Below are 12,422 nucleotides of genomic sequence, written 5' to 3'. Positions count from 1 at the left end.
CAGCGAACAGAATTAGCTGTTTGCTTGCTCTAGTTCAATCGTTTCTTCAGCGGCTTTCGCAGCTTCTAGCATCTTACGAATAATGAACGATGCTGCCATTGCGATACCTACCATCACGACGGCAAGAACAGTCAGCATTTGGAAGTAATCACCGTAAACCGTTTGCACGATCTCTTGTGTGATCTCTTGACCTTTCTCTAGTGCAATAGACGTTGAGAATACCGCGCCAACAATGCCTGATAGTGCGATAGCAACAGAGAACAAGCTTACTGAGAAGTTTTCAATGTGCTTAGGTGCAACAGACAGGATGAAGGCTACAACCATTGAACCTACAATCACTTCACCGAATGCTAGGAAGAAGTGAATCGCTAGGAAGACTTCTGGGCGGATCAGAATATCGTCACCAACTGTCGTTACTGCCATCGTAAGGATACCGAAAGCGATAGCCGTAAGGATGAAAGAGAAACCGACTTTGGTTGCAGTTGAGAAGTTAATGTTTTTCTTTTCTAGGTTAGAGAAGATACCCGCGATGATAGGGCCAGCAACCATACACCATAGTGGGTTCATTGCCATTGAAGCTTCAGGTGCGACAGGGATGAAACCAAATAGATCGCCACGCATTGTATTGATCGCTACCATTGTCATCGAAGTCATCATCTGACCGTAGTACACGAAGAAACATGTCGTCAGGAATGTGATGATTAAGATAGTCCCCATTTTTAGCATGTCTGATTTCTTCGATTTCATCATCAAAGAGACAAAGTAGATGATCGCTGCACCACCGATTGCGTACACGATGTTTTGGCCAATATCCATGTTAGAGAACATGAAGAATACCAAGCCGATCATTGCTGCAGAAAGACCAAGGAACGCTGCCCAGTTTTTAGTGCTTACTGGTTTTTGGTCGATTTCAGCACTTGCTTCAACAAGGCCTTTACGAACAAAGATCATCATCAGAAGCGCAGCACCGGCTAGCACCGCTGAAAGAAGGAAACCACCGTGGAAACCAACAACAAGTACTAGCATTGGGAACAGGTATTGGCCTAACAGAGCACCAATATTGTTTACTGAGTAGTTGATTGGGTAGCAGTTCTCAAAATCTTCTTGAGTTTTGAACGTGCGTTTGTAAAGACTTGGGTAAGAAGGGGACATCAAACCACGTGCATAACTTGCTAACGCAATACCACATAATGCCATCGGAACATTGGTTGCTGCTGCACCAAGTACCAGTAGAACGTAACCACTTGCGAACCCTAGGAAGGCAATGGTTAAAGATCGGTAAGCGCCTAAAAACTTGTCGGCGATAAAGCCACCTGCAATAGCAAATAGCGGTCCGATTGCAGAGAAAGCACCAACAACCATCATGGTGTCGGCTTCATTGTAGTTCAGATCTTCAAGGAAGAAACGAGTCAAGATCACCATGACGCCATAGAACGAAAGTCCGAACATCATTTGGCAGAACATCATTGATTTGTTTAATCTATTCCACATTATTTTATTCTCACGTTTGTATTAATATGTAGTGTAATTACCCGATTATACTATCATTAGTAGTAATACATAAACTGAAACATCTGTCCCAAACAGAACTATACTCGATATATCTTTTCTTATGAGTGCATTCATATTTCTCATGAATGAGATTTGCAACGTTAGATTTTGCAAGTGGATGCATGGCGGTATGAAATTTAGCCATCATCATTTGTGGCTAAGTAATGAACTAATAAAGGGAAAGTTAGAGGTAGTCATTCTGTAAGTTATTTTGAGTGAGTATCACATTCAATTAGCTGTTGGGCTTTAGCCAATAAAAAAGCCAGCTTGGTGGCTGGCTTTGTTGAGATATTGAAAACTAAGTTTACAAGAATGCTGTCTCTATAGAGGCTTTCTCCACTCGTGTTCCTGTCTTTTATTCACAAGGTGGTGCCATGTGGATCACGGCTAGGCCGCCTAGAGAAGTTTCACGGTACTTCTTGTTCATGTCTTTACCTGTTTGATACATGGTCTCGATAACCTTGTCTAACGAGATAAGACACTTGCTGGTACGTTTCAACGCCATGCGCGATGCATTGATGGCTTTCATTGCACCCATTGCGTTACGTTCGATACATGGCACCTGAACAAGGCCACCGATCGGATCGCATGTCATGCCCAGTGAGTGTTCCATCGCGATCTCAGCTGCAATACAAATCTGTTCGTTGCTACCACCACGTAGGGCAGTTAGGCCTGCTGCGGCCATTGATGAAGAAACGCCGACTTCACCCTGACAACCTACCTCTGCGCCAGAAATCGAAGCGTTGGTTTTGTATAAGATGCCGATTGCGCCAGAGACTGCCAAGAAGTCTTTAAGCTGCTTGGTGTCTAGCTCCTTGATGAAACGATGGTAGTACATCAATACCGCAGGAATAACCCCAGCTGCACCGTTGGTAGGTGATGTCACGACCTGACCGCCCGCTGCATTCTCTTCACTCACGGCAAAGGCAAATAGGTTAATCCAATCCATGATCTCCATTGGATCGTTTTCAATCGAGGCATTCGCTTCAAGCTTTTTAAGCAGAGCAGGTGCTCGACGAGTGACTTCTAGGCCGCCATCAAGGATGCCTTCCGTGTCAAAGCCACGCTGCATACACAGAGACATCACCTTCCAAATTTGGTCGGCTTTCTGGTCAATCACATCCATACCTTGGAAAGACACTTCGTTACGCAGAATTAAGCCACCAAGGCTCAGTCCTTGTTGTTCGGATAGTTCAAGTAACTGATCAGCGGAAGAGAAAGGGAACTCAACTTGTGTTTCTGCTTCCTGTTTGCCGTTTTGTAGCTCATCAGCGGTTGCGATAAAGCCACCACCAATCGAGTAGTAGGTTTCCATATCCAGAAGGCTGCCGCTTTCGTCAAAGGCAGAGATAGTCATGCCATTTTCATGCAACGGAAGGTTAGTTTTGTGGAAGAGCAGATCGCTTTCTACATCGAAATAAATTTCATGGTTACCGCTAACCAATAGAGATTTATCTTCAATCGCCTTACGCATTGCTTGGTTAGCACTGGTGATTTTAATGGTGTCGGGGCGGTTACCTAGCAAACCTAACAAGGTCGCTCTGTCTGTGTGGTGACCAATACCCGTCAATGATAACGAGCCGTATAAGTCGATTTGAATACGCTTCACTTGCTTAAGCTGAGCATCAATTTTTTGGGTAAAGTTAAACCCAGCGATCATTGGTCCATTTGTGTGGGAGCTGGATGGTCCAACCCCAATTTTGTAGATATCAAAAATAGACAGCATAGTAACTTCCTGTGAAGACGGTTCGATGGACGAACTCTGTGTAAAATTTGTATTTGGTTAGTTGCACTTCTTTGAGTGAACCTGTTCTGTGGGTGAAACAGTTATGCGATAGAGCGTATTCATTGATTGAAAGGGCTCTTTTATCGACTAGTGCTAACAAGCATAGAGCGATGAAATACAAGAGCGTGCTATGTTTGCTGTAAAGCGACACGTTTATTCTTGTATTACCTAAGATGTCGCTATCAATAGTGAGCATTATTGCGAGCAACATATAAGAATTTCAAAATACTTTTGTTAACAAGTATTGTATACATAATTCACTCCATCTAATCCCCAAAACGAGACTTGAACATAAAATGAGCATTAATCACCTCCTTATTGTGCTGGGTAAGCGACTTAATGAGAATAAATTGACTGATGAAGGAATCAGTCGAGTTGATGCTTTGGTTGAGTATCTGGCGGAGCCTTTGGTCGAAGAGTCGAATCAGCAAACAGCGGTAGCATTTTGTGGTGGGATAACAAAAGGGCAGACCTTGTCTGAAGCCGATGCGATGCACCAATATTTTAGAAAGCTTGAAAATCAGCGAGAACATCCGTTTTCTTTAGGGGCGATTTTACTCGAGCAGCATTCGACCAATACTGTCGAGAACATACAGAATTTGGCCTCAGAGATGATTAAAAGCGGGCTGTTTACTCGCGGGCAGAGTGTGCAGGTGACATTCGCTTCTAATGACTACCACTTACAACGTATATTCGAGATTCAATCGCTCATGGACGAGCAAGGTTTGCTTAAAGTTCTCGTCGAGAAGTGTTCCGCACTTGGAGTAGAGCTGCAAATAGATCGCCGGTTGGAGGCTCATGTTGCGGTGCCATACCCACATCAAAGTGCTCAAGGGCAATTGTTTCTGTTAATGGATGTACTGACGACCTATCGAGTTTATCTTGAAGGTGTTTGTGCGGGCGTATTTAAGCGAGATTTGGAGTTGGTGAGGCGGGAGCCAGAAAGACTGTCTTTGGAAGCACTGATAGCCGTAAAGGAACTCGTTGGGTGTTCATCTCACTTTGACATTGTGGCCGGTTTACTCCCCGTATTGGGCCGCTGTATCCAGCAGACTTCAGTGGATGCCGACATAAAAAAAGTCAGGGAATACCTAGCTCTACTAGATACTAACCTGACTTTATTGAATCGTTATTTAGATCCAGAATCCGATCACACACATCGCTGGTGGCGATAGGTGATCATTTCTTTCTCGTGATGCCAATAACGGTCTTTAAACTAGCAAAGGCAATCAGACAGTAAGCTAGAAGCTCAGTGCCTTCTTCAGCGATATTTTTAACCGCTCGAACGTAATCATCGCCCATAACATTGTGCCAGAAGGCTCATGTGTTTTTTTACAGTGATTAACTTTGGTTTTCTGAATCTTGCTCATGGTTATTGCGGTAGTACTCCCACTGTTCAATGCGCTCGCCGTCATCGAATACACAGTAAGTTGTACGCTGATTGTTTTCAGTAACCGTGTCTAATTCACCGTCTTGTTGAACACAATAAACCGCTGCTGGGTTAGCGACTGAAACACGTTGGCCCTCGCTATATTCTGCATAGTCGTTTGCACAACCGCCTAATACAACGGCACATACAGCCATCAAACCAATTTTCTTCATGTCTATCTCCTACGTGATAACTCTATAATCGAATGCGTTAAGTTCTACAGAACCAAATGAGAAGCTCTATGAAATTAGTATATTTTAGATTTCAGAAAAGGTTGTCCTAATTTGGTCAAGATATTGAAATAGGTTGATATTTCTTCATGTTTAACGACTTTTTGAGTGTTAGATCAAGCTAAGTGGATTCAAGTTACCGTAGGAATATCCCCGTCCGATCCGTTCTGGTTAGCGGTTGTGAACCTCGAATCTATTGATGATTATGATATGATGCCGCCAAATTCAGTAGAGCAGTCAGAATCATGAGACACCTAAAAACAACCATCCATCCTGATATCGACCATCTAGACAATAAAACGGTCTATAAGCGCAACGCTGCCCGTGCCATTGTGTTAGATGGTGAAGACATTCTGATGCTGTATACAGAGCGTTATCACGACTACACCATTCCTGGTGGTGGTTTGGATGAAGGGGAAGATGTGATCGCAGGTATGGTTCGTGAACTCGAAGAAGAGACTGGCGCGAAGAATATCCATAGCATCAAGCCGTTCGGCATTTTTGAAGAGTTTCGTCCTTGGTACAAAGACGATGCAGACATGATACACATGATTTCTTACTGCTACTTATGCAAGATCGATCGTGAGCTTGGTGAAACGGCTTACGAAGATTATGAAGTGAAAAACGGGATGAAACCGGTGTGGATGAATATCCATGAAGCGATCGCTCATAACGAAAAGACCATGGCAGAGAGCCCTAAGAAGGGCATGAGTATTGAACGTGAAACCTTTTTGCTGCATTTGATTGCCAAAGAGATGCTTTAGCCGTTATCAATACTAGCCTGCTAAGCTATTTATTTGCCGCCACTTTTGGCGGCAAAGTTGTTTCTAGCAATGCTAAAACTTAATACCCGAAACTAATTATTGAATATGGTTGATATTGTCAACTAAGTGTTTTTGATGTATCTTTACCTCAGCGATGAACCTATCTAGCTTAACTGCCCGGTTATATCGTTAAATCTCGCTGTGAGCCTGCCCTAAACAAAGAATACTATGAATAAAAGACAGTTTATTGCCCATTACCTACGCATGAATCGCACCTCGTACTTATTGGCGATTGTGTTCATCTTTCTCGTCAACTGGTTACAAGTAGAGATCCCTCGTTATATCCAATTGGCGATAGATTTGATTGATGATGCCTCTTCAACTGGCCACCAACAGCTTCAAACCTATGTTTGGATTGTGGTCGGGATGTCGGTTGCCATGGTGGTGGTGAGAATTCTGTCTCGTATCTATGCGCTAAATCCGGGGCGAATTACAGAGGCCGCACTTAAAAGTACACTTCTACAAAAGTTGAATCGCTTACCGAGCAGCTTTCACGAACGCTTTGCTTCGGGTCGACTGATCTCGATTATCAACAATGACCTTAGTGGCATTCGACTGCTGTTTGGTGTCGGCTTCTTGCAGTTCTTCAATGCCTTGCTTGCGTTGTCGTTGACGCCTCTTTACATGTGGCGTATCTCACCAGAATTAACGCTTTATTCGATCATTCCTATCTCAATCGCTTTTGTGATTTTCCGTGTGGGCTTCAAGCGTATGAAAATACTGCATTTAGAGCACATGAAGCGCCTACAAAATCTGTCTGCTCAGCTAATGAGTTACCTGTCTGGGATTGATCTCATTAAGAGCCAGCAGATGTCACCTTGGGTGAAAGCTGAAACTGAAAAACTGAACCAGCTATTGCTTGAATGCCGCCTTAAAATTACACGCATTCAAGTCTTCTTTATGCCGGTACTCGACTACGCCAATGACCTGATGAAAATCATCATTCTTGGGCTTGGTGGCTACATGTTAATGAGACAGGAACTCACACTTGGTGAGATTACCGCCTTTCTGACTTACTCGGTTTTGCTCGCTATGCCATTGATGCAACTTGGCAGAATCGCGACCATTTATCAGCGTGGCATGGTAGGTATTCAAAGTGCACAAACCATTCTTAATGCCAAAGTCCCGGAGCTTGATGAAGATAAGCTGACTGAACTAGATGTTGAATCACTGAAGGGAAAAACGTTTTCTGTTCGCAACCTCAGCTTCAGCTATTCAGGTGAAGAACGCGTGATTCTCGATGACATCAGCTTTGATATTCCAGCAGGTAAGAAAGTGGGTGTGTTAGGCGGGATCGGAGCGGGTAAAACGACATTAGTGAACTGCTTAAACCACCACTTGGATGTACCACAAGGTTCTGTTTTCCTTGGTGAAAGAGATGTCACTAGCTTCTCACGCAGTGACTTACGCCGTTACGTGAAAACCGTGACTCAAGACCCTTACCTGTTTTCAGCAACCGTCGAAGACAATATCCGCTTTGGTAGCCTAGATACCGATTTGGCAAAGAGTCAGGTTGATGAAGTGCTAGAGCTCAGCCAGTTGGCTAGTGATGTGACACGTTTTGAACACGGCGATCAAACCTTAGTCGGTGAGAAAGGGATCATGTTGTCAGGTGGTCAGAAGCAGCGCTTAAGTATTGCGCGTGCTTTATTGCAACCCACCGACCTGATCATCATGGATAACGTTCTATCGGCTGTCGACTATGAAACAGAACGTAAGATCTTGGAAGGTTTGTTTAAACGTTTGGAAAATCAATCGGTTCTTGTGGTTTCACACCGCGTTAATGCCCTTGAATATATGGATGAAGTCATCGTGTTGAACGAAGGTAAAGTGATCGCGAAGGGCGACCACGCCACGTTATTGAAAACCTGTGATTACTATTACGATACATGGCAACTACAGCAGAATGAAACGGAGGCAGCAGCATGTTAAAACGTGTTGATCTCAAGTACCTCAAGCACTTTTTTAAGTTTGCTAAGAAATACAAAGGCTCTGCGATTCTGGGCATCGCTATGCTTCCTCTTTCTGTCATCACGAGCTTGTTGTTCCCTTGGCTGATCATTCAAGTGATCGATGTTCACCTGAGTCACGGGGATATGGATGGACTGCTCGAGTACGTCTTCTATCTCGTTGCCGTGCTGGTGGCGAGCTATGTGGTGGATACCACCTATTCGTACAACCTACGTAAAACCGGGCAATACACGATAACTGACATGCGCTCAGTGTTGTTTGCTCGCGTGCTCAAACTGCCACGCAGCTATTTTGATAACACACCGATTGGCGTAACGCTTTCACGATTAACCAGTGATTTGGAAACCATCGGCGAGACGTTTGTTCAGTCGGTTGTCGGGCTAGTTAAAGACAGCATCAATACCATTGCTCTGTTAGTGATGATGTTCTTTATTGATTGGCAGTTAACGATGATTGTATTGATCATTATGCCACCAGTGATGTATTTGACGGTGTATGTACGAAACCGACTTCGTGCACTCTATAAGGTGACTCGTTCTTCGTTGGCTCGCGGTATTGGCTTTTTACAAGAAGTCTTATTTGGCATGAAAACCGTTCAGATGTACCGAGCGGAAGAGCAAGTCGAGCAACGCTACCAAGGCTATACCGATGAGTTTTTAAGAGCGCAGAAGAAGATCAATAAATACGATGCGATTTTGTTCTCGTTTATCTCCGGCATCACTTCAATCACCATCGCGATTATGATCTGGTATGGCTCTGAGCAAGTGATAGAAGGAGCGCTCACCTTGGGTGTGCTGATTGCGTTCATCAATACTTTAGAGAAAGTGTTTGTGCCGATCCGTGACTTTACTTCGCAGATCGCTTCTATTCAGAGTTCATTTGCAGCGTTTGACCATATAGAAGAACTGTTTGTTGAGCCGACTGAAGAGGAAGGGCGCAACCTGCTGCCATCTAACAAGGTTGAAAAACAGCTCGAACAGTTTGTGAGCCTAGAGTTTAAGAACGTGAGCTTCCGTTACAAAGACGACTCTCCCTACGTTCTAAAGAATGTCTCGTTTGTATTGGAGAAAGGGCATCAAATTGCCCTTGTGGGTTCGACGGGTTCGGGCAAGTCGACGATTCTGCGTCTGATCTCTAAAACCTACCAAGATTATGAAGGCAGCATTTTGTTGAATGGAATAGAGCTGTCACAGATCTCAAGTGAAGACTCTGCTCATTTGTTCTCAATGATGATGCAAGACGTGCACTTATTTGAAGAGACCATTCAATTCAATATCGCGCTGGGCAAAACGCATCTATCTAGAACTGAGGTTGAACAGGCGGCGCGCTATGTTTATGCCGATAAGTTTATTGAACAATTGCCACAAGGTTATGACTTCCACTTGGAAAAGAACGGCTCCAACTTGTCTGTAGGGCAAACGCAGCTTATCTCGTTCGCTAGAGCGGTTGCACAGGGTGGTCAATTGATGATGCTTGACGAGGCGACCAGTTCGGTAGATTCAATCACCGAAGACCTGATTCAAAAAGCAATGCAGCGCCTTTTCAAGGAAAAAACTGTGATTGCGATTGCACACCGTTTGAGTACCGTTCGTCACTCAGATACGATTTTGGTGTTGGAAAAGGGTGAAATTGTTGAGCAAGGTAATCATCAACAGCTGGTGGCACACAATGGTATTTATGCTGGCTTGTTACAAGAATCGATTGTAGAAACGGGCGATTCTCAAGTAACGGTTGCCTGATCACCTCAAATCAGGTTTACCGTTATCGATACTATGAATTGGTGTTGCTTATGTTTCACCAATTTCTATTCTTTTCTAGTATTCCCAGTAGCTTAGGGAAAATAAAACATATTTTACGATTATTAATATGTTATGATACCCCTACTACTAAAGGGGTGTCTTAGGGCATCGGGATGTATGCAAGCAAAAAGAACCGGCTTGTGTCAGTCACTTTCTGGCGAATATGGAATCGAAAATGTTGTTGGAAGAAGTTGTAGAAATTATCGAATTAACCGACTCAGACCATTTATCTCAAGCAATGGAACTGTTTAACGAGCATGGTTTTGTTGATGCTGAGTCTTTACCTTTTATGAATGTTGTTTTTGAAACAGCACCAGATCAACTTGCGAAGAAGCTGTCGCAGATTGGTTTTAAAGGTTTAGTGCAAGTCGAAAAGAACGAAGATGCATCAGGCTTCACCATTATTGATGCTGACCGTGTTCTGCTAAAAGATTCTGCTTAGTCGAAAGGCTCTGCTTAGCTGCAAGATTCTTCTTAATAACAAGAATAAGATTCAGCTTAGTGAAAAGACTCTATCCAGTTCAGTAACACCCGTTATGATTATTTGAGGTTAACACAGTGACAACAGCAACCGTTTCATCAACAGAACAACATATTTCCAACGAACATGCGCTTTTAGGTGCATCGTTATTAGCGTCTCAAAAAGTTGAGTTGGCTCTGTTCAGTGTGATCTCTAAATTAGCTAAAGCCCTATCAAAAGAGCAGCAACAGTCATTAGGTCTGGATTTGGATACCTTTTTAAGGGAGAAGCCAAGTGAACAAGCCTCGACTCTGAGCCGCTACGAAAATACGTTTGGTGAACAACTTCCTTTGAAGGCTAATGAACTCAACGATTTTATTTATCATCGAAACTTGGTCACTCGTGGCTTTTGGCGTGTGACTGGTGCTGATGTTAAAGGCGGTGAGAAACTTGCTAACCCAGAGCTTTATTTAAAAGAGTTCTTGGCTAAATGTGAATACTGGCAAGTGATGATTGATACTCAAACCAAGTAATCAAATTGAAATAAGAAAGCCATAGCGAACATGCTATGGCTTTTTTGTTGTTTGTGCAAATTGTCTTGAATTCTTTGAATCTAGAGCATCATCTTCAATACATAGTTCCTAGAGACAAAGTGATGTTTAAGTGCGGCACTGATATGCAGCACAATTAAACAGGCTAGGGCAATACAACTGGCACGATGGAAATAGAAAAAGAAGCCGTTGATTGCATAGTCGGTAATTAGATTATTTACGCTCACTAACCAAAATAAAGAGTACGGTTCTTTTAGCATTAAGTAGCCGGTGCTGAAAACCATAAACATCACAAGATACATCAAAGAGTGTGCAAGCTTGGCAACGCATTTTTGCCCTTCAGGCACAGAGGTTGGCATGCTTGGCGACGAGCGAAAGTGGCTCCAGATATAACGAACCACAAGCAATGGTGTCGCAACGGTCGCCAATGACATGTTGAGCACTGACAGAAAAGAAAACAGCTCTGGATGATTGGTGACATAGTGCATCACATACCCTGCGATTGTTGCATAGATGATTACAGAAGCCATTACCCAGTGCAGTACACGGCTTACTAAATCGTATCGTGGATTATTCAAATTAACCTCGTTCTGATCGTTATTAATATAAGATTCATCTCGATGCAATAAATCAATTCTCGGTATATTCGCATCGCGAATTAATTATATAGAACAGTATTACGCGGTATTTTTATAATTTAGAAATTAATGATGTTGCTTCAGGTGTTTTATAATTATCAATGATGTTTTAGAGTGTTAATTCCAATATGGACATAGCAAACTTGTCGACTTCCTAGCTTGTATGCCTATTACGAGATACAGTTAGTCTAAAGATAAACATATAAGGAATGTATAATGCTTCGAATCTTATTGATTGCAGTTATCTCGGTGTTCAGCACGATGAGTTTTGCAAGCGAAGAGGTTAAGTACTCGGAACAAGAGTATTTGGATAGACCGCTGATGGAACGCTATATCTTGGATGAGTTGAAGCAGCTTCGAATGGAACAGCAGGATCTTGAAAGACGCTTGACCATTCAGATGACTGACCGGGAACTGACTGTGGCAGACAAGTCTCTGAATTACGCCAATGTAACCGTAACCTACTTCTTCTACATTATTGCTGGTGTGGCCTCTCTTATCGCGCTGGTGGGTTGGCAATCCATCAAAGAGCTTAAACACACAACTCAAGACATGGCTGATAAGCGACTTAATTCTATCGCTCAAGACTATGAGAAGAAGTTTAATGTTCTTGAACGGGATCTTAAGCGCAAGACCAGAATCATTTCCGACAACAACCGCGAAATTGAAATTATCAATGAGATTCATAACCTATGGTTGAGAGCACAGAACGCACAAACGGCAGAGCAAAAAATTGAAATCTACGATGAAATACTGAAGGTTCGTCCTGGAGATTTAGAAGCACTTACTGCCAAAGCTGACGCTGCTATGGATATACAGGAATACCACTGGGCAATGAGTCTTTGTAACCGTGTATTAGAAGTCGATGACCAAAATGCTCATGCCTTGTATCAACGTGCTTGCGCCTATGCTCGATTAGGGGCAGAAGGTCAAGCTATCGATGACTTAGAGCGCGCTATTGAAGCCAGTGGGTCCATGAGAGAGCTGCTAACTGAAGAGCCGGACTTTGAGATGCTGCGAGGCTTAGAACGCTTCGAAGTACTTCGTGAAGAGTAATATGAGGTAAAGATCCGTGTTAACTAAGGTGGTGGGCTTTGCATGCTCACCATACTTTCACACCTATCGCGCTATGGTTTCTTACATTTCATTTATTTTTTTGATTTAATTGTTATGTTATAACACT

General features: G+C 43.1%; 11 protein-coding genes. 7 read left to right on the top strand and 4 right to left on the bottom strand.

Going from position 1 to position 12,422, the window contains the following annotated elements; translation table 11 throughout:
* Nucleotides 1–12 precede the first annotated feature (12 nt).
* Nucleotides 13–1,491: a peptide MFS transporter gene (locus AB4375_RS05130; protein WP_080582209.1), complete on the bottom strand. Its 1,479-nt coding sequence runs from the start codon at nt 1,489–1,491 to the stop codon at nt 13–15.
* Between the two features lie 415 nt (nt 1,492–1,906).
* Nucleotides 1,907–3,277 (bottom strand): L-serine ammonia-lyase, encoded by a 1,371-nt coding sequence (locus AB4375_RS05125; protein WP_017068616.1) that lies wholly within the window; start codon nt 3,275–3,277, stop codon nt 1,907–1,909.
* A 356-nt stretch (nt 3,278–3,633) separates the two neighbouring features.
* Here AB4375_RS05125 and AB4375_RS05120 point away from each other — a divergent pair, with 356 nt between their 5' ends.
* Entirely contained in the window at nt 3,634–4,512 is an 879-nt protein-coding gene (locus tag AB4375_RS05120; RefSeq protein ID WP_372051138.1) for a YdcF family protein, read from the top strand.
* 166 nt (nt 4,513–4,678) lie between these two features.
* Here the strand turns inward: AB4375_RS05120 and AB4375_RS05115 are convergent, their stop codons facing one another.
* On the bottom strand, nt 4,679–4,939 hold the full coding sequence (locus AB4375_RS05115) for a DUF333 domain-containing protein (protein ID WP_017059521.1): 261 nt from the start codon (nt 4,937–4,939) through the stop codon (nt 4,679–4,681).
* 302 nt (nt 4,940–5,241) lie between these two features.
* Between AB4375_RS05115 and AB4375_RS05110 the strand changes: the two genes are divergently transcribed.
* From AB4375_RS05110 to AB4375_RS05090, 5 genes are all read left to right on the top strand, one after another.
* The gene (locus tag AB4375_RS05110) at nt 5,242–5,760 is read left to right on the top strand and encodes an NUDIX hydrolase (protein ID WP_017068614.1); all 519 of its coding nucleotides are present in this window, start codon (nt 5,242–5,244) and stop codon (nt 5,758–5,760) included.
* A 228-nt stretch (nt 5,761–5,988) separates the two neighbouring features.
* Nucleotides 5,989–7,752 carry an ABC transporter ATP-binding protein gene (locus tag AB4375_RS05105; protein ID WP_017068613.1) on the top strand — a complete coding sequence of 588 codons (1,764 nt, stop codon included), beginning with the start codon at nt 5,989–5,991 and terminating at the stop codon, nt 7,750–7,752.
* On the top strand, nt 7,746–9,530 hold the full coding sequence (locus AB4375_RS05100) for an ABC transporter ATP-binding protein (protein WP_017064807.1): 1,785 nt from the start codon (nt 7,746–7,748) through the stop codon (nt 9,528–9,530). Before AB4375_RS05105 ends, AB4375_RS05100 begins: the two co-directional genes overlap by 7 nt.
* A 235-nt stretch (nt 9,531–9,765) precedes the next feature.
* Complete coding sequence (locus AB4375_RS05095; protein WP_017059525.1) at nt 9,766–10,032, top strand: hypothetical protein; 267 nt, start codon at nt 9,766–9,768, stop codon at nt 10,030–10,032.
* A 116-nt stretch (nt 10,033–10,148) separates the two neighbouring features.
* Nucleotides 10,149–10,583 carry a hypothetical protein gene (locus AB4375_RS05090; RefSeq protein WP_017064806.1) on the top strand — a complete coding sequence of 145 codons (435 nt, stop codon included), beginning with the start codon at nt 10,149–10,151 and terminating at the stop codon, nt 10,581–10,583.
* Between the two features lie 80 nt (nt 10,584–10,663).
* On the opposite strand, the gene AB4375_RS05085 is transcribed toward AB4375_RS05090, so the two are convergent.
* On the bottom strand, nt 10,664–11,179 hold the full coding sequence (locus AB4375_RS05085; RefSeq protein WP_372051137.1) for a cytochrome b: 516 nt from the start codon (nt 11,177–11,179) through the stop codon (nt 10,664–10,666).
* Between the two features lie 276 nt (nt 11,180–11,455).
* On the opposite strand from AB4375_RS05085, the gene AB4375_RS05080 reads away from it, so the two are divergent.
* Entirely contained in the window at nt 11,456–12,295 is an 840-nt protein-coding gene (locus AB4375_RS05080) for a tetratricopeptide repeat protein (protein WP_017069419.1), read from the top strand.
* Nucleotides 12,296–12,422: the final 127 nt, after the last annotated feature.

The organism is Vibrio sp. 10N.261.51.C6, assembly GCF_041471785.1.
Taxonomy (GTDB): Bacteria; Pseudomonadota; Gammaproteobacteria; order Enterobacterales; family Vibrionaceae; genus Vibrio; species Vibrio crassostreae_C.
Note: the sequence above shows the minus strand (reverse complement) of the source record. Positions and strands in the feature narration are given on the sequence as shown.